Source organism: Rhodococcus sp. USK10 (genome assembly GCF_019378875.1).
Taxonomy (GTDB): domain Bacteria; phylum Actinomycetota; class Actinomycetes; order Mycobacteriales; family Mycobacteriaceae; genus Rhodococcus_F; species Rhodococcus_F pseudokoreensis.
In genome coordinates, this window is record NZ_CP076048.1 from 4970783 (window position 1) to 4992994 (window position 22212).

Sequence of the window (22212 nt, forward strand, 5' to 3'; positions counted from 1 at the left end):
GAATGAGCATTCTCAGCACCCTGTCGGAGAAGATCGACAATCGGCGCGCGGAGCAGGAGCGGGTTCGGTTCCACGAGCGGGACCGGATCGTTGTCTGTGACAAGGAGTGGGGGTATATCGCCGACGTTGTCGGGGAAGAGTCCGTCGACTGCGGTGAGGTCGTCAACGACACCGAGGAGGGCCGCTTCACACTCCCCGGTGATCACCCCCTGGTCGACTGGCTGGTCTACCAGAACGACGTCGACGAGGACATCCACTTCTACATCGAGACCGCCGAAGGCGGGCCCGAGGACCGCATGGGTTACAAGGTCCTCGACATCGAGGTCGAGTTCGACGCCGACGACGGATACGAACGCATCACCGTCATCGGCCTGCACGACTTTGAGCACGTCAAGCACCTTCTCGCGAAACCGAACACGGCGGCTCCACTGGAGGCACAGGCCCCGAAGTCCGATGTGCAGGCGGGCAGATCCCGCGGCGTCGTCGCCTCGTACCTGCAACGTAACTACGGTTCCGAGTATCAGCCGCTGGTGATCTGGGGATTCGACATGTGGTCCCCGGCGGTGTGGTCGCAGATCGACCCGTCTCGATGGAAGGTGATCGTTGCCCCACCCGAGGGGCCGGACACCTCGGAGTTCACGTTCCTCTCGGCGCGCATGGACAACATGTGGGACCTAGTGAAAGCAACTCTGGACGACGGCGGTCTGCAGATCGTCCCGCAGAGGTGGCTGCCCGGTGACCCGCAGCCGTTCCCCGACCATGTCATCCTGACCCACCCGATCCTGATCCTGCGGGTGGTCGAGCGGTCGTTCCTGTCCGGCACCGGATCCGGGATCCTCGACATCGTCAACGACGTCGTACGGATCATCGACCCGGACGGCACGTCGGAGACGATCACGATCGCCGACCCCAACAGCGGCGTCCAGCCGCCCGCGGGTGTCAATGCGCCGGTAGTTATTTGGCGGAAGTCACAACATCAGGGGCTGGTCAATTCGAAGATGACCATCCACAAAGCGACCGGTCACACAGTGATCATCGGCGGGAAAAGTCCTCAGTGGGTGAATAATTCGATCAAGCTCCTCCTGAACAGCGCGTTGGCATACGTGGGCCTTCTCATCGGTCTTCCTGCCCTGGGTTTGGGGATCTTCGACAAAGCCGTCGAGGACGTCATCCTGGCCTGGCAGCGGTTCACCAACCGGTTCCGCAAAGCCAAGATGGGTTCGCACGCCTACGTGCACACCTTCCAGCAGGGCGATGCGTGGTCGCTGTCTGGTCTGCAATCCGGCCGTGTGGGTTTGCACGATCAACGCGGGTTCGTCGCGTTCATCGCCCAAGTGATCGACAACGCACCGTACGTCATGGGCCGCGACTACAAACTCGGCTGGCGGTGCGGATTCGAGATCGCGAACCGGATCTGGCTCTCGCACGTCGTCAAGCGTCGCCGGCACTGGGACCGTGAAACCCCGCCGACGTGGGACCTGTCGATCGGCGACTCTCGCGAGGACGAACTACCCGGCACCACCGCGCTGCGCCACCTCGAAACCATGCGCGGGGAAGTCACCCGCTACACCTCACTGATCTAGGAGCACCAGAGATGGGTATCCCGCATCCCGCGTTTCCACACGACTGGCCCGAAGACATGCACCCGATGGGCTGGATATTCCTGCACCCACCCTCGGACGTCAACGGATCGCCGGGCATCGGGTTCGAGAAGGATCAGATCAACGGACTCGCGAAGTTCGTCTTCGACGATCTCGGTGCGAAGCTGCATGTCGTCGAGCCTCGCACCTATCAGCTCGCGATCAGCGTCGGCATCACCGGCGACGATCACCCGATCGGCCAACTGTACGAGCACATCGTCGACGGCGCCGACCGCACCGCGGTGAAGATCGCTTCCGGATCATTGCCGCCCGGGGTGAAGCTGGTGGGAGACCGCATCGTCGGGACCCCGATGCAGTCCGGAATCTGGTTGGTGGACATCCATGTCGGGCCGCTCGTGCACTATCAGCCGCCGCTCAACGGTGGTCCGCTGGGCACCTACAACCGCGGCCGGTGGGTCAGCATCAACACCGAACTCGAGTACCCGGATCCCGAACTGACGAAGGAGATGCGGGACGCGCTGCGGGCGAAGCTCGACGAGCTCGACGCCCGCGAGAGCGAGGAGGGAGAAACCCCATGACGAACCCGGGCGGGCACACTCCGTCGATACCGGGGTCGGGCAACGCGGACACCGAGGATCTCGCCGGCAAGCTCGCCGAGCAGATGAAGAACCCGGCCGGTTTGATCCTCGCCCAGGTCTTCGCACGCATCACCAGCGTGCTGTCGGGGTTCCTCAACCTGGACGACTTGCTCGGCAAGTTCGGGCAGGCGTTCTTCGGATCGTCGTCCAGCGGGCTCGGCGGGTTTCTGGCTGACCTGTTCGGGTGGCGTAATCAGACCGAATCGGCGATCAGCTATGTCACACAGGATCTGCTCGACGCGAAAGACATCATGGTGACCGAGATCATCACGCCGATGTCCGATTCGTTGGGCGGGCAGGACATTCCGTCGTTCTCCCGGCAGCTGCTGGTCCCGCGGCCGACCAGTACGGCCAGCGCTGACGGCGGTGACGGGGACGGGACATTCTCGGGCATACATTCCCACGACATCAAGTATGAGCCGGTGTCGTCGTTGGAGATTCCAACGTACAAGCCGGCCAACCGGACCCTCGATCTGACGTTCATTCGGGTCGATCGGAAGATGACGATCAACCGGATGAAGATGATCACCGGCCGGTACTCGTCGGGGTGGTTGGGTGGTCTCGCGGCCTGGTACGTGGGCGTCTACATCTGGGACCCGCAACTGCAGAAGATCCGCCTGATGTGGGGCTCGGGTGACGTGAAGGACACCATCTCCGGCGCCGAGCAGGAGTACCGGCTGATCTCCCCGACAACCGAGGAAGTATTGCCCGGGCACCTGGTTGCCGTCGCGCAGCTTCAGCGCACCACCACCCTCGGATCCACTCGCACGATCGCCGCGATCCCGCAAGCCGGAGTCGCGCAGTCCGGCAGCGAATTCCCTGCCGGGCAGTGCGCCTATGTCAACAACCTCGACACGCTGCCCACCGAGATCCTGCCCAGCGCATTGAACTACAACCACCGCATCCTGCCCTGGGTTGCGGTGTCACGAGCATAGAAAGGCGACCATCCATGGCATGGACTGGTGACCCCGTTTGGCTCGCAGACGTCTTGCGCGCCGAAGGGCTGAACGTTATCGAGCATGATGGTTGGCGCAACCGCGGACACGGGGACTTCCTCGACATTCGCGGCGTCATCTGCCACCACACCGCTGGCGGCGGCAGCAACGACTGGCGCATCGTCCAGAACGGACGCCCCGACCTCGAAGGCCCGCTGGCGCAGCTGGTACTCGAGCGGGACGGCACCTGGCGAGTCATCGCTGTGGGTGTCTGCTGGCACGCCGGGCGCGGTTCGTGGCCGGGCTGGCCGACGAACAACGCCAACTTCCACACGATCGGCATCGAAGCCGTCTCCCGCGGCGACGGATCTGACTGGACCCCCGTGCAACTCGATTCCTACAAACGTGGCTGCGCCGCGATCATGCGCAAGCTCGGACGGAGGGCCGACTGATGGGCGACGTCGTGGGCCACAAGGAATACAGCAGCGAAGGAAAGATCGACCCCGCCGGCATCGATATGCCGGTATTCCGGCGGGAAGTCCAACACATCATCGACAACCCGCCCGGTGAGGGTGCACTGCCTGCAGGAGGCAACGTGACCGACCAGCAGATCGCCGAGATCCACAACCAGATCGGAGTCGTTCACCCGGTCCGTCAGGTGTTCCAGAAGGTGTTCTACAACGTCAAGGACGGCAAGTTCTGGCTCCGCGCCGGAGTCGCCGACATCTGGAACGAGGTCGTGTGGGACGGGTACGTCAATCCAGTCGACCTGCTCGACGGCAAGGACGACCCGGACCTCAAGCCGGACAGCCCGAACAAGGCGCGCCGCGGATCGCTGATCTCGTACGTCCTCGGCACCTACCGCGAGGCGAGTCTCGCCCGCCGCAACACCGACAAGATCCTCGAACTCCTCACCGACAAGGCAGGTAAGTGACCATGGCTGAATCTCCGAACTCCGTTCCCGTCACCGTGGAGGCAACCGTCGAGCTGCACAGCCTCGACTCCCGAGCATTCTGGCTCGACGCCCTCGACCGCGCCGGCCGATCGTTCCTGCAGAACGTGCTGGTGTTCTTCGGCGCCGGAGTCACGATCGTCTCGGTGTCGTGGACCAGCCTCCTCGGCGCCGCGGCCTTGGCCGCGCTGGTGTCGCTGATCCTCGCGGTGAGCACCGCAACGGCCGTGACATCGGGCAACTTCCTGGTCGACCTCGCCGACCGGGCCGTGCGCACCGGCGCCGGATCGCTGGCCGCGGCGATCCCGGTCACCGGCAGCATCACGAATATCGATTGGCCCGCGTCGCTGACGATCGCCGGAACCGCCGCCCTGCTCTCCGTGGTGACATCGCTGCTGACCGAGAACCGTGGAGCGGCAAAGGGCCTGCCCAGCCTGGCCCCGGTCGACCCCGTCACGGTGCCGGACGTGATCAACCCGACCGGGAGCGTCACCGAACTCCGCGGCGAGTGATGCTGGGCACGCGGTTGGTCGCGGCCTCGTTGGGTGCCGGGCAGGTCGCGGTCGGGCTGCTGTATCTGGGCCCGTCGCAACTTGTCCGGCGCCCGTTGCCACCGGACCAGCTCAGTCTCGTCGTGTACGTCGAAAACGCCGGACCCTACTGGGTTCTCGGCTTCGTCCTCTCCGGACTCGTCCTGCTGACCGCGTCGGCCCGGAGCCGCGGCTTCGTCGTCGCCCACGGTCTCGGCGTGTTCATCTGGTCGTTCTACGGCCTCGCAGTCCTCCTCGGAGCACTGTTCTCGGTCCCGCCCACGCCGGTCCTCACCGGCACCATCGCGATGGTCGTCGCGTCAGTCAATGCTGGCCTCGCCTACGGGTGTGCTGAAAGGGGGCACCGGTGATTCATGCCGCGACAGCCATCGCCGCCGAGCCGGTATTCACCGTCGAGAACATCGGCGTCCTCACCGCGTTGATCCTGGCGGTCGCGGGTGCCATCGCCACCATCATCGGTGCGTTCTCGAAGGCGAAGCTCGACGACAAGGCCGAACTGGAGAAGGACCTGACGAAGGCCAGGGACGCTCTCGCCGAGGCGGAGGAGCAGCACGCGAGGGACATTGCCCGGTACGAGGCCAGAGTCGCGGACCTCGAGGGCCGCCTCGATGCCCGTGATCGCACGATCAACAAACTCGACCGGCTCGTTCTGGCGTTGCGTGGGTACATCGCGCGGTTGTCGCGGCACATCGTGGACCGCGGTGACGAAGTGCCTCCGCGGCCTGTCGAGATCGACTTGTAAACGGAAGGATTAGTGATGCTGCAGCCATGGGGCAAGGAGCCGGCCGAGAAGGACATGGTGCTCAATGCGGCCGAGCCGTTCGTTCAGCAGGTCGACATCCTCGACCCGGAAACGAAGGAGCCGTTCGTCCCGCCTGACGGATCGGAGGTGTACTTCCTGCTCGGGCCGAAGCCGTACACCCGCTGGGACGGTGTCCTCACCGGTGCGGTCGGCCGGTTCAAGATCCCGGCCGCGCAGACCGAGGTGATTACGAAGAACACCGTGGTGCGGTTCTACATCAGCCACCCGGACGGCGGCGATCAGCTGCCGTACATGCTCACGCGGGGAAAGGTGATCCGCAATGACTGACCTGCCATTCGGTGTCGCCCCGTCCGTGTCGGTTCTCCACACCACTGCTGCACAGGTTGTGGATGGACCGACAATGCCGGAGGCGATCGTGGTGCCGCTGCCTGGCCGTGACGGAGATTCGATGCGGTTCGACGGCTTCGCCGCCACCTACGCTGCGTTGCCTGCCACCGGTGTCGAGCACGGAGACATGTACTTGGTGCTCGCCGACAAACTCGGCTACGTGTGGGACGGCGCGTGGCCCCCGGAGGGCGAGGGGATTGAGATCCTCGGTGTGCCCGGCGACCCCGGCCGCGGATACACCTCAGTCGTGATCGTCGGAAACAACTTGGTGTTCACTCGCACGGACGGTGCCACCGAAACGGTTCCGGTTCCTGCCCTCGCCGCCGCGACGGGTGCGGCCGGTGCCGCGGCGGGGTCGGCCGAGGCGGCATCGGGGTTCGCAGGTGTCGCGCAGGGGCACGCCCAGGCCGCCGCCGAATCGGCGGGCGAGGCCGCGTCCTACGTCGGGCAGCCCGTCGACGGATCGGTCACCACTGCGAAGATCGTCGACGGCGCAGTCACCGCAGGAAAACTTGATCCGGCTCTCCTCGCCGTGCTCAAGCCGGCAGACGGGCCGCTCGCGCAGGCGTCAGTGGCCTACAAGAGCGCCGCGCAGTCCGCCGGCACCACGCGACTGCGGTTGCTCACTATCGCCGACTCCACTGGCGACGGTTACGGAAAGCCGGGCGGTCCCGACGACTGGACGAAGACGTGGCCGCTCAAGACCGCAGAGCTGCTCCGCCAGAGGCTCGGCGTATCGGGCGGCGGCCGGGGCTGGGTCGGTGCCTCGACCCCACTCGAACCCGGCAACTACGAATGGTTACCGGCCACGCTCACTCCGGCCGGGCTCGCACTCGACGACCTCACCACGCAGATCGGCATCCCCGGCTCGCTGTGGCTGCAGCGCGGCGACGGAGCGCGCGTTGACGAGGTCACCTGGACACTGTCGCCGGGCACGACCGCCGTCGACGTCGTCACCACCGGCTACGGCGGAAACATGATCATCACGCCGGCCGCCGGGTCGCCGATCACGAAGGACACCGCCGGTGATCGTGTCGTCACTCGCGTGACTAACCCTGGCGCGACCGTGAACATTCACGGTGCGGAGGGGGTGGGTTTCGCGATCCTCGGCATCGTCGAGTACGTCGGCGACGACGTGCGCGGCGTCACGCAATGGAATCTCTCCCGGGGCGCAATGGCGGCCCACGAGTGTGCGGCTTGGTTGGACGAGGAGGACATGTCGCTGAGTCCGATGATCGGCGCGTACAGCCCGCACGTCGCGCTGGTGTGTCTGGGTGCGAACGACTACGACCGCGGACGCACACCGGCACAATTGCAGACCGCCCTGGCCGCGATCCACGCGACGATCACGACGGCCAGTCCCGGCACCGAGGTCGTGTTCATCATCCGATCGCTCGACGACGACCCCGGGCAGGGCACGACCTGGACCGCGTACGTCGACGCGATCGCAGGGGTTGCCACCGAAACCGGTGGGCACGTCCTGGACCTACGGCCCACCGTGCCCAATGACGCGCCTGAGCTGTACCTCGGCGACGGCGTCCACTACACCGAGGCCGGGAACATCGTGATTGCGCAGACTGTGGCCGAATTCCTGTCGGTGGTCGTGGCGGTGGAACTCGCCGACGTCGCCGGCCTGCCGCAGGAACTCTCCCGCAAGGCGGATCTGGACAACAACGGGAAGGTCCTCGCAGCGCAGATTCCTGCCGAGGCACTGACCGAATTCCTGACGCCGGTTCCCGCCTCGCAGGCCGCGATGCTCGCTCTCGACGGGCAGCGCGGCGACTGGACGCTGCGCTCCGATCTCGGCACCGAATGGGTGCTGATCGGCGAGCCGTCGTCGGTGCTCGCGAACTGGCGGGAACGGACAACACCGGCGTCGCCGGTCTCGTCCGTGAACGGTCGCACCGGCGCGGTGGACACCTCCTCGGCGGACATCACTGACTCCGGGGCCGCGGGACGCGCGCTGATGAAGGCGGCGACATCGGCGGACGCCCGAATGGCAATCGGCGCCGGAACGTCGAACCTTGCGGTGGGCGCTGGTGCGGGCGATGCGATGGCGGGCAATAGAACTGCGGGTGGGATCGGGGGAGTCGCGCACGTGAGCGGGCAGGCGGGGCTTACGGCGGGGATCTACACCGAAGCCCAGTACGCGGCGCTGTCGGCGGCCGTGAAGAACGCGTGGGGATTCATCGCGGTTGTGGTCCCGTGAGCGGCGTCCGAGTCGGACTCGGTTCGGCGTTCGCCGACGCGTCGCGAATCATGGTCGGTGTCGGCGGGACGGCGGTCGCGGCCACTCGCCTCATGGTCGGCGTCGGCGGTGCTGCGGTGCGGGCGTGGCCACCGCCGGTCGAGTTGTTCGACGACTTCAACCGCAGCAACGGCTACCTGACGTCGCCGTGGGTGTCGTACGGGTCGAGTCCCTACCTGCCCTACATCGACAGCAATGCCGCGCTGGTGTTCGGCAACACCACCGACGGAACCCGCTACGCGCACGCCAGGCATTCGATCCCGATGAACACCGACGACGTCTACGTGCGTGGTCAGATCTCGACCACCAACAACACCTGGCCGACGTGGGTGTTCCTTGGCTCGAACACCTCCACCGACGACCGCATGAACCTGCGGTGGACGAATGGAACCCTCGACATCGTGCGCCGACTCTCGGGCGTCGAGACTGTGGTGGCGAGCGGATCCTCGTCGCAGGCCGCCGGCCGGACGTTCGAACTCCGTCGATCGGGGAACGTGTACACCGGACTCGTCAACGGAGGCCCGGTGTCCGGGCTGTCCTGGACGGACACCGCCGACACCTACCCCCGCGACACCTCACATCGCTCCACCGGCTGGGGCGGAACATCGCGCCGCTCGCTCGGCTTCAGCTCTTGGTCGCCGTTCGTCGACAACTGGTGGGCCGGCGACATCGCAGCGTAAACGAATTGCCCCTGTCCTCATGCGAGGGCAGGGGCAATTCGCGCTGGTGGGCGGGTAGGGATGCAAATTGTGGCAACTGTCACTAGGCCGTCTCACGCATGCTCTCGCTCAAGGACTTCCCTCGGCGTCGTCTTATCGCGTGTCCTTGCGCGATGTTCACGAATGGCTGATTTGCGTGATGCGGAACGGAAGTCCTGATCGCTGGCCCCTCGGTGCCGTGGCACTGCTGTGAAGTGCCTAGTCACGGCCCCATGTATCGGACGATGGGAATCTTGTTAACAATGATCACGCTTCCCGCAGACGCGCACGCGCGCGCGACGCTCTCCGTGGCCCTGTTGAAGTCTTCGGCCTGCGACTTGCTCAGGAGAAGCTCGGTCGTCTTGGTGGGTGCAGACTCGACGAGGTCCGTGATTCGGTCCTTGATGTCCGGATTGCTGGTCGAAAGGCCGGCAGCGTCCATGGAGTCGACTGCGGCAGACCGCTTTGCCTCGACCTCGTGGATATTGAGGTCCAGCCTTCCGTCGCGGAGACTATTCGTTAGTTCACGCTGCGATCTGGCGAAGTCTTCGCATGCTTGGGCGCTGTTGTCGCCAGATTCGTCGTCGGAACATCCCGTCATCAGCAATAGGCCTAATGCCGCCACCGCAGTGATCGTCTTTCTCATGCGCGTATCCAACCAGACGAACCGGACACGCCGTTTAGATCACATCAAGCAGGTTGCACATCCATGAGCTGCTTGGCCCAGCTCTCGCTGACTCGTTGCATCGGAGCCAGTCGGTCTGGGTATTCATGGTGCCGTTCTAGATTAGATGTGGTGTGGTAGCGGAAGACCCACTCACGTGTCGGCGGATAGATGCACGCTGCGACCACGTCGAACTGGTCGGCTCGGTAGTAGCGGCTCGAGGGGTCGTTCTTAGAGGCCCGTGTTTTCTGCACTTCGACCTTCAGATCGCCGTTCGCGTACGCCTTCGGGCTCGCATTCTTGCATTCGACTCGAAGCATGCGACCGTCCTTGAGGGTCACATCGAAATCGTGCTCACCGTCTTGGTCCAGGCGTGCAACATCGACGACGGAAGGATCGTCACGCAGGACTCGTTCGAGGTGGTGCTCGGCGACACCGCCTCGAACGGCGACCTCGAGGCGGTTTCGAGTGGAGATGATATGCAGAATCTCCTGGCTGCTGAGCTGGAACTCGGATTCCAATTTGTGCAGATTGCTGGTGGTGTCGTTGTTGGTCGTCGCAATCTGGGCGGCACTAAACCGTAGGGCGTGATCGAGCGCGAGGTCGGTCGCGTTGCGTTCGAATCGCGCGTAGTCCAGCAATCGGTTTGGGGTGAAGCCAACAAAAGTTTCAAGTCCTGTAGGCCCACGAGGGGTGCTGCGTTTAGTTCCGGGCTGGTTCTCCTTTTCCCAGACATGCCACCCCGTGGCGGCAGCAATTTGCATCTCGGAGACTTTGGCGTAGAAGGAAATCCCCATCGGGAGCGGGTCATAGAGCGATGGTTGTAGTCCGACGAACAGACCGGCCTCGACATCGACTCCAAGCATGAGGGTGACGTCGACTCCTGCGAGGTCACGGCCAACGAAATGATCTTCCAACCATGATTTTTCGCCGCCGTAGCGGATTTGACCCCGTACTTCGTCGTCGGGACGGTTCCGGGTTGCTCGTTGCGTCATCCGGAACGGGTAGATCAACAGGCCGATGCGCTCGTCACGATCGCCCTGAACACCGAGATAGACCGGTGCCCGGTTCGGAGGACTCGCATACAGGAGCCGGCCTCCGGATGCCTCGACGGCCTGCAAGATCATGTGGTGGATATCACCCCGCTTGATGACGTCGTAGACCCGCGCGTATGAACGGCCCGCGAGGTCGCTGGAGGGGCTCGGTGAAACCACTGTCGTTCTCCTTCATGTGCGGGTCGTCCAGCAACGCACTCTAAGGTGCTGCGACATCCCAGAGCGACCGCGGCTATCGACACGCCGCGGCCATCGACACGCGGGGCTGACGCAGAGTGTCAGTGCGACATGGGATGCTTTCGGGCATGGCAAGTACTCACGGCGTCGCGATTTCCCTGTTCTCTGGAGCTGGTGGCCTCGATCTGGGCGCCGAACAGGCAGGTTTCGACGTGCGGGCAGCGGTTGAACGTGACCGCGACGCGTCGCTGACAATGGAGAAGAACTTCCCCAAGTTGGCTTCACCTGTCATTCAGAAGGACATTCTTGACACCTCGACAGCCGAGATCTGTCGGGCCGCGGGCTTGCGGCGCGGCCAACGCCCCGATCTATTGATCGGAGGCCCCCCATGCACCCCATTCTCGAAGAGCGGGTTCTGGCTCGAGTGGAAGCGTTCGGGCCTCGATCCCGATGCTTCCTTGTTGCAGGAATACACTCGAGTTCTCCGTGAATCCCAGCCTCGTGCTTTCGTTCTGGAAAACGTGTACGCCTTGACCTACAACAACAAGGCAAGCCGTCCTGCGTTGACCCGGCTACTCAAGGAGATCGACGAGGCGGGATACGCGTACGCGCTTAAGGTTTTGAACGCCGCAGACTACGGCGTGCCGCAGTCGCGGCCACGGCTCTTTGTGATTGGCACACCCAAAGGATCACCTCTGCCTGAGCATCCCGAGCCCACACATGGTGGCCAATGGGAACGGCGCGCAAGTGGCAACGCTGCGCGTGCGCACGTTACGACCGGAGAGGCTCTTGAGGGCCTGGTCACAGACCCAGAGCGTGAGGAAGTAGTTGGCGGACAGTATGGACCGCTGCTGACGGACATCCCCCCAGGAAGTAACTACCTCCATTACACGAAGGAGAAGGGCCACCCGAATCCTCTCTTCGAATGGCGGAGCCGTTACTGGTCTTTCCTGCTTAAACTCGATCCCGAGAAGCCCTCACCAACGATCCAGGCGCAGCCGGGGCCGAATGTCGGTCCGTTCCACTGGGAGAACCGTCGTCTGCGCACGAATGAGGTGAAGCGTCTCTTCACCTATCCCGATGAGTTCGAGCTGGTTGGAACGCGAAACAGCATCCAAGCCCAGCTCGGAAACTCTGTTCCTCCGCTCCTTGCCCGGAAGGTGCTCGAACAGGTTCGGCTCGCCATCCGGCGGTGACAGTTCGTCGGTTCGTTGGTCGCATCAACAACTGGCGACAGAGTTCACCGTCGTGATCCGCTGTCGGACAAGCGGAAGGCCCGGCACCATATGGTGCCGGGCCCGTCTTCTTCTGAAGTATCACACGGTGGTGCGGGCGCGCGTCCGAGCGTTCCGGCGCTTGAGTGCGCGACGCTCGTCTTCGCTCATGCCACCCCACACGCCGGCGTCCTGGCCCGACTCGAGTGCCCAAGAAAGGCAATCGGCGGTCACCGGGCAGCGGTTGCAGACAACCTTGGCATCAGCAATCTGCGCGAGAGCCGGACCGCTGTTGCCCACAGGGAAGAACAACTCGGGGTCTTCGTCGCGACAGATTGCCTTGTGGCGCCAGTCCATCCTTCTGCTCCTTAACAGGGTGCATCCGCACCAATTCGTAGTCTTTGGAAGTTCAATCAATGCTCATGGTTTGTTTCCGCATTGTTGCTTGTGAATACTTTCACGAACCGACGGTATGTCAAGAGACCTGGGTCATACCGTGGCTTAACTCACTCCATTAGGGTTACCTAACGGTAGGTTACTCATAGGTAGCCGATTCCGCAGTGCGGTATCCCGCTCGTCGGTCATGACGGATGCTCGTATTCTCGCTGAACTGCAGAGCAGGCGGTGCCAGGGCGGTGAGTGTCGCGTTCAGCCACATTGCTCATGATCTCGTTCGCGGGTTGGTCGCGGAGCCGCACTTCGGGCCAGCGGATTGCCACTCCCAAGTTGTTTACGGGCGACCGTTCGGCAGCGTCTTCGGCCGATGGTGAATGTGCGGACCGGTGGGCCGGCGCTCGAATACCAACCGGCCCCAGTCCTAGACGGCCTGCGCCATCACCCACCTGCGCACTGAGTTTCCCGACGCTCCTCCAATCCTGCGACCCGCCTCGCGCTGCGAGACCCCAGCTGCGACGAGGCGCAACGCTTCGGCCTTCTGCTCATCGGTCCAGTCCGCCTTGCGGCGCGCTGACTTGCGACGCGGCGGCTCTGCGCCGATCTGCGACATGAGGCGCAACGGTTCGTCGTGCTCCGACGGCTCCGTCGTAGGTGTGACGTCCTGGACCTCGTCGACTGCGACGGGTGCAATGTCGATATGCGATGTCGCCAGATCCGGCGTGTGGTGCGGCGTCGCTCTGTTGAGGTGTGACGCCTGCAGCTTGCGGGCGAGTTCGTATGCGAAAGGCAGGCACAGGGCGGGCACGATCCAAACCGCGGCCTTTGCGGGGTCGGGGAGGGGACCAGGTCGGACCGTCGCATTGAGGATCGCAGCAAGGATTGAGATCGCAGTGCCGGCCAGGAGCAGACCGCGGGCGTACCACTGCGGCGCACCGGTGAGTCGCAGGATTCCGCGAGCTGCCATCACTGCGAGGCCGTCGACAATGAGTGGCCAGGCGTATGCCATGAGGCCGTACTCGGCGCGCAGTGCGAGGTCGACCAGTTTGGAGTAGCTGAGTGCGAAGGCGAGGAACGCGATCGCGTATGCGGCGTTGGCGTCGAGGGTGCGCTTCACTGGTCTGCCTTCTTCGCTCGGTCGAGGTTCTTGGTCGCCTGCTCGATGGCGGCTAGGAGGATATCGGGGTTGTCGATCGCCAAGACGGTGAGGAGTTTGTGGTCCTCGCCGCCAGCACGGAAGAAGGTGTCGAGAGCTTTCATGGCGTCAGCTCGTTCCTTGTTGCGGATGAAGAAGTCTGCGGTGGGCGATGACTTTCTGGACATCAGGAGACCTTCCTGGGGGCGATGTAGCGCTCGTACTCGTGCTGGTCGGCGTAGGTGAATGTGCCGTTCTCGATGAGCAGGGTGATAAGGCCGTCGGCTGCGGCGCGCGCGGGGGTGTGGGGCGGGAACTGGTTGAGGTAGTCGAGGGCGCTTTGCAGGTGCGTCATCGTGTCGCCATCGCATGACCGAGACGGCATTCGCAGCGGATCATCCGGCCGTGCTCGTCCTCGCCGATCCACCCAAACTCGTCGCACCTACCGCACTTGGGGCGCGCAGCATCGACGGATTCGCGGTTCGCGACCGGCAGGGCGAGCCAGCCGGGAATCCAGGCCGAGACGAAACGCGCCGGGTTGTCGGCTCGGTGCTGAGATCGGGCGTGGGCGATCAGCGCTTCGACGGAGTGGACTTTGAGGAGCGACTCAAGGGTTACGGACTCGACCTCGTTGATCCGATCGAAGCGGGCGGACAGCCCTGCATACCGCGCCGCTGATTCGAGTTGGGCGATTCGGCCGCTGCGGGCCGCTGGCGGTTCGTGAGGGTTGAGTGATGGTTCGGGTGTCACGGGTGCAAGGGGTCCCCTGTCGTGAGTGCCAGGGGTGGCGGTCGGATTGACCGGGGTCCCGCCGATACCCCAATCAGATTGAAGGGGTGTCAGGTTGGCGTTGTGGATAACTGCACTCTGCGCTGCTGCGGCCTCGGCGATCCCTGTCGGATTGGAAGGGGTGTCATTCTGACCGGGGTTCATGACGATCTTGTAGCGGTTGGTGCCGCGCCCGTTGGTCGTCTCCTGCCTGATCACGAGTCCTGCATCTTCGAGTTTCCGGATCGCTCGTCGGGCGGTGGACCCGGAGCACCGAGCGCGTGCCGCGATCCGAGCGAGCGAAGGCCAGCACACGCCCGAGTCGTCGTTGGCGTAGTCGGCCAGGCAGAGCAGGACGAACGCTTGGGTGGAGTCAGTGACGGGGGCCGAATCCAGAACCCACGTCATGATGCGGATGCTCACTGCGCACTCCTTGAGGCGGTTGAAAGTGAGTGACCAAACGTCACTAATGTGACCAACTATGAACCATTTCAGACCAAATGTCTAGTTTGTGACCAATGGTCTCATCGTCGCCAGATGGTGCTCTCTGTGCGATGATGTGAGGACAGCTCGCGACCACACGAAGAGGTGAGAACGATCGATACCGAAGCGGGCGCCGCCGCATCCGATGCGATTCCCGAATTCGATCTGACTGACCGCATGCGCAAATCGCTCCGTCACGCCGGAATCAACGCGGGTGAAATGGCGGACTTTCTCGGGGTCGCTCGCGAGTCGGTGGGCCGCTGGCTCAATGGATCCAGAAATCCCTCGGTGCAGACGCTCAGGTTGTGGGCCGCGCAAACCGGGGTCTCATACGACTGGCTGAAGGACGGATAGGCCAGACGGATCCGGACAGAATTCGGACAGTTCGACTGTCGGATGCGACCGGATGAAGTCGGACGTAGTCGGACGAAACAGCAGCTTATTGAGCATGTTTGACGTCCTACCTGCCGTTATGCATGAGTTCTGGCAGGGTTCAAATCCCTCCGCCACCGCCAAAGCTCCCCACCTGCACATGCAGGTGGGGAGCTTTTTTGTGTGTCGGTCCCATGACGCTCGTTCACAGCACTTTCGCAGGTCGTTTCGGATGACACCTCTTGAAGCTGCAACTAGCCTGAGCTTCATGAAAAAGCTGTGGTGGTTGGTCGGCGCAGTGGTCGTTGTCGTACTCGCGGTGCTGGTGGGACCGTGGTTCTACGGCCAATTCATCGCAGAGGACGACGCACCGGCGGCGTCGGTGTCGACCGAGGGCGCGGAAGCGGCCACGGGTTCGGTCGACGGGCAGTGGACCGTCACACCCGGGCAGGGCTCCAACGAGACGGCGGCCGGGTACACCGTCCACGAGATCCTCAACGGCGCCAGTGTCACCGTGGTCGGGTCGACCGGCGATGTGACCGGCAACGCGACCGTCGAGGGCGAGAAACTCACCGCCAGCGACGTGACCGTGCAGGTGGCGACGATCGCGACCGATCAGTCCCGGCGCGACGGCCAGTTCCGCGGCAACGTGATGGACACCGCGACGTTTCCGACGGCCACGTTCACGCTCGACTCCCCGGTCGATCTGTCCGGGCTGCCCGCGGACGGTTCCGTGGGTACGGTGTCCGCGCAGGGCACGCTGACGCTGAAGGGGCAGTCGCGTCCGGTGACCGTCGACGTCGACGTGCTGCGTTCCGGCGACGACCTCATCGCGTCGGGCAGCATCCCGGTCACCTGGACGGACTTCGGTGTGACGCCGCCGTCACTGGGTTTCGTGACTGTGGACGGCAACGGCACGGTCGACTTCCTGGTCAGCTTCGCGCGTTCCTGACGGTGTCCAGCCGGGCGGGCCGAATACGTAGCCGAGCTTGTCGCGCCACGACGACGCCCGCCGCCAGTCCCGGCCGATGGCGGCGTATTCGTGGGTCTGCAGTGTCCAGATGTTGTAGGTGCCCACCGGTTTGGTGAGTCCGTAGGTGGGGCGGTGGGTTTCGGGTTGGAACGTGCCGAACATCCGGTCCCAGACGATGAGGATGCCTGCGTAGTTGCGGTCGAGGTATTCGGGGTCGCAGCCGTGGTGGACGCGGTGATGTGACGGTGTGTTGAACACGAACTCGACGGGCCGGGGCAGCTTGTCGATGCGCTCGGTGTGGACCCAGAATTGGTAGACGAGGTTCACGGAGAATCCGATGAACACCATCCACGGTGGAATGCCGATCAGCGGCAAGGGAATCCACATCAGGATTTCGGCGCTGTTGTTCCACTTCTGGCGGAGTGCGGTGGAGAAGTTGAAGTACTCGCTCGAATGGTGCGCCTGGTGGGTGGCCCAGATCAGGCGGATGCGGTGCGACATCCGGTGATACGTGTAGAACAGCAGGTCGACGCCGAGGATGAGGATCACCCACGTGTACCAGGCGTCGGCGGGCAGGTGCCACGGCGCGAGGTACACCCAGATCGCGGAGTACCCGATCAGGGCCAGCACCTTCCAGAACGTCGTCGTCAGGATGGACACGGCACCCATCGAGATGCTCGCCCGGGCGTCGCGGCGCTCGTAGCCGCCGCGCACCGGGCGGGACCGTCCGTCGGGATCGACGGCCGCGTCCTCGAGGTGCCGGGCAGCGAACCATTCGAGGGCGAGGAACAGCACGAATGCGGGGATGGCCAGCGTCACCGGCTCGTGCAGAGGCATCAGCAGTGCCGAATTCCATGCCGACGTCACGGTCTCCCACATGCGGCTTCCTCCATACAAGACGATCGTCCAGTTCAATGTACCTCGGAGTGACGCGCATCACTAAGTGTGAGTTGCCGGTTTTCATACTCGGATGGTAGGAATTCGGTGTGCACATCACCGCAAAGGTGGACTACGCCGTGCGGACGCTGATCGAACTCGCCGCGGCCGGGCCGTCCCCGTCCAAGGCCGAGTTCCTCGCACAGTCGCAGACGATTCCGCACAAGTTCCTCGAGGCCGTGCTCGCCGACCTCCGCCGCGGCGGACTGGTCAACAGTCGGCGCGGACCCGACGGCGGCTACTGGCTGGCCCGTCCCGCCGAGGACATCACGATCGCCGACGTGATCCGGACCGTCGAGGGTCCGCTGGCGTCGGTGCGCGGTGAACGCCCGGAGGACGTCGACTACGGCGGACCGGCCGCCAAACTGCAGGACGTGTGGATTGCGGTGCGGGTGAACCTGCGCGCCGTGCTCGAGAACGTGAGCCTCGCGGACGTGGCGAACGGGCAACTGCCCGGTTTTCTCACCACGTTGACGTCCGACCCGGGCGCCTGGGAGCGCCGCACCCGGCCGGCTACGTCGGTTGACGAGGGCGCAGCGCGCGGCTGATCGTCCGGCCTGCCGCGCGCACGAGCGGGACCAGCGCGTTGACCGACGCGCCCTCCGCCGACACCACCAGCGACACGGCCGCGACCGCCGTTCCGGGACGTTCGAAGATCGGGGCCGCGACGGAGACGGCGTCCATGGTCACCTGACGGTCACTGATCGCGACCTCGGACCGGCGGATCTCGGCGAGCGTCCGCCGCAGCACGACGGGGTCGGTGACGGTCCGTTCGGTGAACTTCTCGATCGGCCCGGCCAGCACCTGCTCCTGCACGTCGGTGGGCATGTACGCGAGCAGGGCCAGCCCGATGCCCGACGCCGTCAGCGGGAACCTGCCGCCGACGCGGGTCTGGACGGGCACCGCCTTCTGCCCGGCGATGCGTTCGACGAACACGACCTCGGTGCCCTCCGCGATGCCGAGTTGCACGTTCTCCCGCGTGATCTGCGACAGGTCTTCCATCACCGGCATCGCCAGTTCGCGGAGCATCGTGCCGCGCGGCGCGAGCGACGCGATCTCCCACAGCTTCAGCCCGACGGTGAAGCGACCGCTGCTGTCACGCTCGAGGGCGCCCCATTCGATGAGGTCGCTGGTCAGCCGGTGCACGGTGCTCAGCGGATACCCGGACTTGCGCGACAGGTCGCTGAGGGTCAGTCGCGGCGACGCCGGGGTGAACAGCTCGAGGAGCCGCAACGAGCGAATGGTCACCGAACCGGTGATCGCCATTGCTCGGTCTCCGTCTCACAGTTCGAGCGTCAGGCGTGGACAGCTCGCACGCGAGACGCAGATCATCATGGTGTCATTGGCTGCCTGCTCGTCCGCTGTGAGCAGGGAATCCCGGTGATCGACAGTACCGCCGAGCACGGGCGTCTCGCAGGTTCCGCACGTCCCCTCCTCGCAGGACGACAGCACCCGGACGCCTGCGGCGGTGACGGCCTGCAGGATCGACTGCTCGGGCGGCACGGTGACGGTCTTGCCGCTCAGCGTCAGCTCCACCTCGAACCCCTCGGCCCGGACCGGCTCCTCGAGGTCCTTGGCCGCGAACCGCTCGACGTGCAGCGCGCCCGACGGCCAGCTGTCGCAGTGACCGGTGACCGCGTCGAGCAGCGGCGCGGGCCCGCAGCAGTAGACGAGAGTGTCCTCCCGGACGTCGCCGAGCAGCCCCGGCAGGTCGATGAGCCCGTGCTCGTCCTGGGGGTGGATCACCACCCGGTCGCCGAACCGCTCGGCGAGCACGTCGGCGAACGCCATCGAACTGCGGCTGCGTCCGCCGTAGACGAGGGTCCAGTCGGCGCCCGCGTTGTCCGCGGCGTGCGCCATGGTGAGGATCGGGGTGATCCCGATGCCGCCGGCGACGAACACGTACCGCGGTGACGGCTCGAGTTCGAAGTGGTTGCGCGGACCCCGGATCGTGACGCGGTCGCCCTCGCTCAGCTTGTCGTGCACGAACTGCGAACCGCCGCGGCCCATCGCCTCCCGCAGCACGGCGACGCGCCAGGTGCCGGTGTCGGCCGGGTCGCCGCACAGCGAGTACTGGCGGGTGAGCTCGGGTGTCAGGACCAGGTCGACGTGCGCACCCGGCGTCCACGCGGGCAGGTCGGCTCCGGATGGGTCGCGGAATTCCAGCACGACGACGCCGTCGGCGCCGAGGGTCCGGGTGGTCAGCTCCAGTTCGAGCACGGGTTCGGGCGGGGTAGGCATGGCGATCTCTTCCGGGAGGTCAGACGGGAACGGGAGCGGAGTCCGGCGCGGCGTGCAGTGGCACGGCGGGAACCGGCGGGGCGACGGGGTGGTGGCCGTCGGGGCAGGCGAGCAACCACTCCCACAGGGCGGCGGGTTCCTCGGCCACGTGGCGGGCGCCGCAGTGGCACTCGCCCTCGAGCAGGTCCGAACCCGGCAGCCACACGATGCGCATCACGCGGGTGCCGCGGAGCATCCTCGTCGGTTCCATCGGTCAGCCCGCCGCGGCGACGGCCTGCGACGCGCCGGCCAGCTTCTTCAGGAGGCGGCGGGCGCCGAGTCCGCCGGCGTCGATGTTGATCGACAACTCCTGGTAGCCGTCCTTCTCGGTGTCGAGGGCCTGCTGCAGGATGTTCAGCGCCACGACGTCCTGCATGACGACGGTGCGGTTGTTCTCGGCCAGGAACCTGGTGACGGCGTCGTCGCCGAGCGCGAAGTCGCGGGCCACGGCCCAGAAGTCGAGGGTGGAGTTCTCGGTCGACGGGGTGATCGCGTAGACGATCTCGCTGTGGAACGCGTGCGGGTCGGAGCCGTCGTCGCCGGGCAGTGGTGCGCCGACCGGGGCGATGCGGCTGTGCAGCAGGTACAGGCACGGCGGGGTGTACTCGATGTCCTGCCAGCGGGTGATGCGTCCCTCGATGCCGGTGGACGTGGAGTAGAACGGCGGGCACTCGGCGTCGTCCATGTGCCGGGACACGTAGATGACGTTGCGGTCTTCGTCGATCTCGGTGGTGATCGGGGTTTCCGCCACCTCGGGGGTGCCGATGTAGCCGCCGTGCAGGTACGTCTCGTGGGAGAGGTCCATCAGGTTGTCGACGAGCAGACCGTAGTTGCAGTCGATCGGTTCCATGCCGGACACGACGGTGTAGTCGGGGGAGTCCATCCACGGCGCGCGCGGGATGCGGGTGGGATCACCCTGCTCGGGGTTCTGCGGGTCGGCGATCCACACCCACACGAACGAGTCCTGCTCGACCACCTGGTACGAGCGCAGCCGGGCGGTGCGGGGAACGCGGGCCTGGCCGGGCACGAATACGCAGCCGCCGTCGCTGCCGTAGGTGAATCCGTGATAGCCGCAGACCACGGAGTCGCCGTCGAGCCGGCTCGGCGCCTCGGACAGCGGGTAGCGGCGGTGCACGCAGCGGTCGCTCATCGCGACGGCCTCGCCGGCCTCGGTGCGCCAGAACAGGATCGGCTCCTCGCAGATGGTGCGTGAGAACAGTTCGCGTCCGACCTCACGGCCGTAGGCTGCGACGTACCACTGGTTGCGAGCGATCGTGGACATGAGTGCCTCCGGAAGATGCTGGGCTGCTGAGTAATTCGTGACGCCGGACTCGAAGAGGCGGCAGCGTCGTCCCCACCACTGTGCGGCACCGGAGGTGATCCACCACACTCGGTTTCCGAATGCCGGAAGGGTGAATTTTCTCAGGGCTTGCGGACGAGATAGGCGAACATCGTCACCGACATGTGGAAGTCGCCGCTGCGGGCGGCGGCAGTCAGCTGGTCCAGCAGGGTTTCGCGCTGCGCGTCGGTGATCGCCCCCTCGGCGACGGCGGCGGCGGTCATCATCTGGACGAGGGGGCCGGTCACGTCCGCCGGATCCTGGATCAACGCCTCCGAGCCGACGTCCTCGACGACGAGTCCGGCGGCGGTGAGCTGACCCGGGAGCAGCCGCCCGGAGTGCGGGTTGGCGGTGTGCGCCAGCATCACGTCCATGATCTTCTGCAGAACCAGGGGATCGCCGGGGTGCATGATCGCCGTGCCCCAGTCGCTGTCGACGATCACGCCGCGCCCACCGGGCCGCAGCACGCGGACCACTTCCGCCACCGCGCGGTCCGGTTCGCTCAGGTGCTGGAAGACCCGCTCGCTGCGCACGACGTCGAGACGGTTGTCGGGGAACGGCAGCGAATACGCGTCGCCGACCACGAACTGCGCGGTCGAGCCGTCCTCCTCGGTCCGCTCCCGGGCGAGCAGGGCCATGCCGGGATTGGGATCGAGTCCGATCGCCCGGCCCGACGCGGTGACCGCGGCCGCGAGTGCCCGGGTTTCCGATCCGGTGCCCGAGCCGATGTCGAGGGCGCTCTCACCCGGCTGCACGTGCAGCGCGGCGGACGACCACTCGCGCAGTCGCCGGATTCCCGGGCGCGCGGCCTGCACGTCGAGAACGGACGCGAGTTGGTCCAGGGCGGCGCGGTCGATCTCGTCCGCCCGGAACGACAGCGGTGCCGTCGGATCGGACATGGATCCACCGTAGCGCCGCGGTGACCCCCGACACAGTACTGCGCGGACTGTGGCCAAGAACATCAAAATTGCGCTCTCGCGCAAATTTGCAGAGCTCTGCAAGTTCTGTACCCTCGGAGTAGTGATTTCGGAAATCGGACTGCGGGACCGCAAGAAGGCCGCCACCCGCGCAGCCCTCAGCGGCGCCGCCGCACGCCTGGCCCGCGCGCTGGGCATCGAATGCGTCACCGCCGACGCCATCGCGTCCGAGGCGGGGGTCTCCACCCGGACGTTCCACAACTACTTCTCCAGCAAGGAAGAGGCGGTCCTCGCGCACTTCGAGCAGTCCGTCCACGACTGGGTGAACCTGCTCCGCGCCCGTCCCGAGGACGAGCCGATCTGGGATTCCCTCGAGCACGTGGTGGTCCAGATCGTCACCGATCCCGCGAAGCCCCTCGAGGAGACCGCGGTGATGATGGAACTCGTCGAGACCAGCCCCGCGCTGCTCGCGAAGAAACTCGAAGTGCACCTGCGCGTCACCCGGCTCATCGGTGAGGTGATCGCCGAACGCACGGGCACCAACATCGACACCGACCTCTATCCCAACCTGCTGCACCTGGCGGTCGGATCGGCGTGCAAGGCGTCGCTCGACCTGTGGATGAGCGGCAAGTCGGGCGCCGACGGGCCCGAAGAACTGGTCCGTGACGCCATGCGTCAACTCCGTCAGGGAATCCCGCAGCCGTAGCCGGCTGCCCAGAACCACTTTTCGTTC

29 protein-coding genes are annotated in these 22212 nt (G+C 65.2%); 16 read left to right on the plus strand and 13 right to left on the minus strand.

The features are described from left to right. Window positions 1-2: 2 nt before the first annotated feature. Genes I1A62_RS30080 through I1A62_RS30125 form a run of 11 tightly spaced genes read left to right on the plus strand, consistent with a single transcriptional unit; the run spans window position 3 to window position 8755 of the window. Window positions 3-1583 (plus strand): hypothetical protein, encoded by a 1581-nt coding sequence (locus tag I1A62_RS30080; protein WP_219455928.1) that lies wholly within the window; start codon window positions 3-5, stop codon window positions 1581-1583. An 11-nt stretch (window positions 1584-1594) separates the two neighbouring features. Next, the gene (locus tag I1A62_RS30085; protein ID WP_219455930.1) at window positions 1595-2179 is read left to right on the plus strand and encodes a hypothetical protein; all 585 of its coding nucleotides are present in this window, start codon (window positions 1595-1597) and stop codon (window positions 2177-2179) included. Further along, complete coding sequence (locus tag I1A62_RS30090; RefSeq protein WP_219455932.1) at window positions 2176-3174, plus strand: hypothetical protein; 999 nt, start codon at window positions 2176-2178, stop codon at window positions 3172-3174. The genes I1A62_RS30085 and I1A62_RS30090 overlap by 4 nt, the downstream gene beginning before the upstream one ends. Window positions 3175-3188: 14 nt before the next feature. Then, window positions 3189-3626 (plus strand): N-acetylmuramoyl-L-alanine amidase, encoded by a 438-nt coding sequence (locus I1A62_RS46610; RefSeq protein WP_257890581.1) that lies wholly within the window; start codon window positions 3189-3191, stop codon window positions 3624-3626. Beyond that, window positions 3626-4108, plus strand: a complete 483-nt coding sequence (locus tag I1A62_RS46615) for a hypothetical protein (protein ID WP_257890582.1) — start codon at window positions 3626-3628, stop codon at window positions 4106-4108. Before I1A62_RS46610 ends, I1A62_RS46615 begins: the two co-directional genes overlap by 1 nt. A gap of 2 nt (window positions 4109-4110) precedes the next feature. Continuing rightward, entirely contained in the window at window positions 4111-4638 is a 528-nt protein-coding gene (locus I1A62_RS30100) for a holin (RefSeq protein ID WP_257890583.1), read from the plus strand. Further along, complete coding sequence (locus I1A62_RS30105; protein ID WP_219461515.1) at window positions 4638-5027, plus strand: hypothetical protein; 390 nt, start codon at window positions 4638-4640, stop codon at window positions 5025-5027. Before I1A62_RS30100 ends, I1A62_RS30105 begins: the two co-directional genes overlap by 1 nt. Next, window positions 5024-5419, plus strand: coding sequence for a hypothetical protein (locus I1A62_RS30110; protein WP_219455934.1), 396 nt, complete (start codon window positions 5024-5026; stop codon window positions 5417-5419). Before I1A62_RS30105 ends, I1A62_RS30110 begins: the two co-directional genes overlap by 4 nt. A 15-nt stretch (window positions 5420-5434) precedes the next feature. Next, the gene (locus tag I1A62_RS30115) at window positions 5435-5767 is read left to right on the plus strand and encodes a hypothetical protein (protein WP_219455936.1); all 333 of its coding nucleotides are present in this window, start codon (window positions 5435-5437) and stop codon (window positions 5765-5767) included. Further along, complete coding sequence (locus I1A62_RS30120) at window positions 5760-8036, plus strand: SGNH/GDSL hydrolase family protein (protein WP_219455938.1); 2277 nt, start codon at window positions 5760-5762, stop codon at window positions 8034-8036. The genes I1A62_RS30115 and I1A62_RS30120 overlap by 8 nt, the downstream gene beginning before the upstream one ends. Continuing rightward, window positions 8033-8755, plus strand: a complete 723-nt coding sequence (locus tag I1A62_RS30125; RefSeq protein WP_219455939.1) for a hypothetical protein — start codon at window positions 8033-8035, stop codon at window positions 8753-8755. Before I1A62_RS30120 ends, I1A62_RS30125 begins: the two co-directional genes overlap by 4 nt. A 241-nt stretch (window positions 8756-8996) precedes the next feature. Here I1A62_RS30125 and I1A62_RS30130 read toward each other — a convergent pair whose 3' ends face one another. Together I1A62_RS30130 and I1A62_RS30135 are read right to left on the minus strand one after the other, a co-directional pair. Continuing rightward, window positions 8997-9419: a hypothetical protein gene (locus I1A62_RS30130; RefSeq protein WP_219455941.1), complete on the minus strand. Its 423-nt coding sequence runs from the start codon at window positions 9417-9419 to the stop codon at window positions 8997-8999. A 44-nt stretch (window positions 9420-9463) separates the two neighbouring features. After that, window positions 9464-10651 (minus strand): hypothetical protein, encoded by a 1188-nt coding sequence (locus I1A62_RS30135; RefSeq protein ID WP_219455943.1) that lies wholly within the window; start codon window positions 10649-10651, stop codon window positions 9464-9466. A gap of 146 nt (window positions 10652-10797) precedes the next feature. On the opposite strand from I1A62_RS30135, the gene I1A62_RS30140 reads away from it, so the two are divergent. Further along, window positions 10798-11865: a DNA cytosine methyltransferase gene (locus tag I1A62_RS30140; protein ID WP_219455944.1), complete on the plus strand. Its 1068-nt coding sequence runs from the start codon at window positions 10798-10800 to the stop codon at window positions 11863-11865. Window positions 11866-11985: 120 nt separating this feature from the next. Here I1A62_RS30140 and I1A62_RS30145 read toward each other — a convergent pair whose 3' ends face one another. The 5 genes from I1A62_RS30145 to I1A62_RS30165 form a co-directional block, all read right to left on the minus strand. After that, entirely contained in the window at window positions 11986-12240 is a 255-nt protein-coding gene (locus I1A62_RS30145; protein WP_073359278.1) for a WhiB family transcriptional regulator, read from the minus strand. A gap of 460 nt (window positions 12241-12700) precedes the next feature. Next, window positions 12701-13393: a DUF2637 domain-containing protein gene (locus I1A62_RS30150; protein ID WP_219455946.1), complete on the minus strand. Its 693-nt coding sequence runs from the start codon at window positions 13391-13393 to the stop codon at window positions 12701-12703. Next, complete coding sequence (locus I1A62_RS30155; RefSeq protein WP_219455948.1) at window positions 13390-13599, minus strand: hypothetical protein; 210 nt, start codon at window positions 13597-13599, stop codon at window positions 13390-13392. The genes I1A62_RS30150 and I1A62_RS30155 overlap by 4 nt, the downstream gene beginning before the upstream one ends. Then, the gene (locus tag I1A62_RS30160; protein WP_219455950.1) at window positions 13599-13766 is read right to left on the minus strand and encodes a hypothetical protein; all 168 of its coding nucleotides are present in this window, start codon (window positions 13764-13766) and stop codon (window positions 13599-13601) included. The genes I1A62_RS30155 and I1A62_RS30160 overlap by 1 nt, the downstream gene beginning before the upstream one ends. Beyond that, on the minus strand, window positions 13763-14587 hold the full coding sequence (locus I1A62_RS30165) for a helix-turn-helix domain-containing protein (protein WP_257890975.1): 825 nt from the start codon (window positions 14585-14587) through the stop codon (window positions 13763-13765). Before I1A62_RS30165 ends, I1A62_RS30160 begins: the two co-directional genes overlap by 4 nt. A gap of 180 nt (window positions 14588-14767) precedes the next feature. On the opposite strand from I1A62_RS30165, the gene I1A62_RS30170 reads away from it, so the two are divergent. Continuing rightward, complete coding sequence (locus I1A62_RS30170) at window positions 14768-15016, plus strand: helix-turn-helix transcriptional regulator (protein WP_257890584.1); 249 nt, start codon at window positions 14768-14770, stop codon at window positions 15014-15016. 286 nt (window positions 15017-15302) lie between these two features. Then, window positions 15303-15986 carry a YceI family protein gene (locus I1A62_RS30175; protein ID WP_219455953.1) on the plus strand — a complete coding sequence of 228 codons (684 nt, stop codon included), beginning with the start codon at window positions 15303-15305 and terminating at the stop codon, window positions 15984-15986. Here the strand turns inward: I1A62_RS30175 and I1A62_RS30180 are convergent. Continuing rightward, window positions 15918-16886, minus strand: coding sequence for a sterol desaturase family protein (locus tag I1A62_RS30180; RefSeq protein ID WP_219455955.1), 969 nt, complete (start codon window positions 16884-16886; stop codon window positions 15918-15920). The genes I1A62_RS30175 and I1A62_RS30180 overlap by 69 nt on opposite strands. A 107-nt stretch (window positions 16887-16993) precedes the next feature. On the opposite strand from I1A62_RS30180, the gene I1A62_RS30185 reads away from it, so the two are divergent. After that, window positions 16994-17491, plus strand: a complete 498-nt coding sequence (locus tag I1A62_RS30185; protein ID WP_124394269.1) for an Rrf2 family transcriptional regulator — start codon at window positions 16994-16996, stop codon at window positions 17489-17491. On the opposite strand, the gene I1A62_RS30190 is transcribed toward I1A62_RS30185, so the two are convergent. The 5 genes from I1A62_RS30190 to I1A62_RS30210 form a co-directional block, all read right to left on the minus strand. Then, window positions 17457-18209 carry an IclR family transcriptional regulator gene (locus I1A62_RS30190; protein WP_124394270.1) on the minus strand — a complete coding sequence of 251 codons (753 nt, stop codon included), beginning with the start codon at window positions 18207-18209 and terminating at the stop codon, window positions 17457-17459. The genes I1A62_RS30185 and I1A62_RS30190 overlap by 35 nt on opposite strands. A 15-nt stretch (window positions 18210-18224) precedes the next feature. Next, a complete protein-coding gene (locus tag I1A62_RS30195) occupies window positions 18225-19184 on the minus strand; it encodes a PDR/VanB family oxidoreductase (RefSeq protein WP_219455957.1) in 960 nt (319 codons plus the stop codon). 19 nt (window positions 19185-19203) lie between these two features. Continuing rightward, entirely contained in the window at window positions 19204-19434 is a 231-nt protein-coding gene (locus tag I1A62_RS30200; RefSeq protein WP_219455959.1) for a hypothetical protein, read from the minus strand. A 3-nt stretch (window positions 19435-19437) separates the two neighbouring features. Beyond that, window positions 19438-20505 carry an aromatic ring-hydroxylating dioxygenase subunit alpha gene (locus tag I1A62_RS30205; RefSeq protein WP_219455961.1) on the minus strand — a complete coding sequence of 356 codons (1068 nt, stop codon included), beginning with the start codon at window positions 20503-20505 and terminating at the stop codon, window positions 19438-19440. 140 nt (window positions 20506-20645) lie between these two features. After that, entirely contained in the window at window positions 20646-21461 is an 816-nt protein-coding gene (locus I1A62_RS30210; RefSeq protein ID WP_219455962.1) for a class I SAM-dependent methyltransferase, read from the minus strand. Between the two features lie 121 nt (window positions 21462-21582). On the opposite strand from I1A62_RS30210, the gene I1A62_RS30215 reads away from it, so the two are divergent. Further along, window positions 21583-22185 carry a TetR/AcrR family transcriptional regulator gene (locus tag I1A62_RS30215; protein ID WP_124390190.1) on the plus strand — a complete coding sequence of 201 codons (603 nt, stop codon included), beginning with the start codon at window positions 21583-21585 and terminating at the stop codon, window positions 22183-22185. Window positions 22186-22212: the final 27 nt, after the last annotated feature.

What these genes read in the sequence shown, in the direction of transcription:
- I1A62_RS30080 (WP_219455928.1), top strand. Translation starts at nt 3, where the DNA reads ATGAGCATTCTCAGCACCCTGTCGGAGAAGATCGACAATCGGCGCGCG.
- I1A62_RS30085 (WP_219455930.1), top strand. Translation starts at nt 1,595, where the DNA reads ATGGGTATCCCGCATCCCGCGTTTCCACACGACTGGCCCGAAGACATG.
- I1A62_RS30090 (WP_219455932.1), top strand. Translation starts at nt 2,176, where the DNA reads ATGACGAACCCGGGCGGGCACACTCCGTCGATACCGGGGTCGGGCAAC.
- I1A62_RS46610 (WP_257890581.1), top strand. Translation starts at nt 3,189, where the DNA reads ATGGCATGGACTGGTGACCCCGTTTGGCTCGCAGACGTCTTGCGCGCC.
- I1A62_RS46615 (WP_257890582.1), top strand. Translation starts at nt 3,626, where the DNA reads ATGGGCGACGTCGTGGGCCACAAGGAATACAGCAGCGAAGGAAAGATC.
- I1A62_RS30100 (WP_257890583.1), top strand. Translation starts at nt 4,111, where the DNA reads ATGGCTGAATCTCCGAACTCCGTTCCCGTCACCGTGGAGGCAACCGTC.
- I1A62_RS30105 (WP_219461515.1), top strand. Translation starts at nt 4,638, where the DNA reads ATGCTGGGCACGCGGTTGGTCGCGGCCTCGTTGGGTGCCGGGCAGGTC.
- I1A62_RS30115 (WP_219455936.1), top strand. Translation starts at nt 5,435, where the DNA reads ATGCTGCAGCCATGGGGCAAGGAGCCGGCCGAGAAGGACATGGTGCTC.
- I1A62_RS30120 (WP_219455938.1), top strand. Translation starts at nt 5,760, where the DNA reads ATGACTGACCTGCCATTCGGTGTCGCCCCGTCCGTGTCGGTTCTCCAC.
- I1A62_RS30130 (WP_219455941.1), bottom strand. Translation starts at nt 9,419, where the DNA reads ATGAGAAAGACGATCACTGCGGTGGCGGCATTAGGCCTATTGCTGATG.
- I1A62_RS30140 (WP_219455944.1), top strand. Translation starts at nt 10,798, where the DNA reads ATGGCAAGTACTCACGGCGTCGCGATTTCCCTGTTCTCTGGAGCTGGT.
- I1A62_RS30145 (WP_073359278.1), bottom strand. Translation starts at nt 12,240, where the DNA reads ATGGACTGGCGCCACAAGGCAATCTGTCGCGACGAAGACCCCGAGTTG.
- I1A62_RS30155 (WP_219455948.1), bottom strand. Translation starts at nt 13,599, where the DNA reads ATGTCCAGAAAGTCATCGCCCACCGCAGACTTCTTCATCCGCAACAAG.
- I1A62_RS30160 (WP_219455950.1), bottom strand. Translation starts at nt 13,766, where the DNA reads ATGACGCACCTGCAAAGCGCCCTCGACTACCTCAACCAGTTCCCGCCC.
- I1A62_RS30165 (WP_257890975.1), bottom strand. Translation starts at nt 14,587, where the DNA reads ATGACGTGGGTTCTGGATTCGGCCCCCGTCACTGACTCCACCCAAGCG.
- I1A62_RS30175 (WP_219455953.1), top strand. Translation starts at nt 15,303, where the DNA reads ATGAAAAAGCTGTGGTGGTTGGTCGGCGCAGTGGTCGTTGTCGTACTC.
- I1A62_RS30180 (WP_219455955.1), bottom strand. Translation starts at nt 16,886, where the DNA reads ATGTGGGAGACCGTGACGTCGGCATGGAATTCGGCACTGCTGATGCCT.
- I1A62_RS30190 (WP_124394270.1), bottom strand. Translation starts at nt 18,209, where the DNA reads ATGGCGATCACCGGTTCGGTGACCATTCGCTCGTTGCGGCTCCTCGAG.
- I1A62_RS30195 (WP_219455957.1), bottom strand. Translation starts at nt 19,184, where the DNA reads ATGCCTACCCCGCCCGAACCCGTGCTCGAACTGGAGCTGACCACCCGG.
- I1A62_RS30200 (WP_219455959.1), bottom strand. Translation starts at nt 19,434, where the DNA reads ATGGAACCGACGAGGATGCTCCGCGGCACCCGCGTGATGCGCATCGTG.
- I1A62_RS30205 (WP_219455961.1), bottom strand. Translation starts at nt 20,505, where the DNA reads ATGTCCACGATCGCTCGCAACCAGTGGTACGTCGCAGCCTACGGCCGT.
- I1A62_RS30210 (WP_219455962.1), bottom strand. Translation starts at nt 21,461, where the DNA reads ATGTCCGATCCGACGGCACCGCTGTCGTTCCGGGCGGACGAGATCGAC.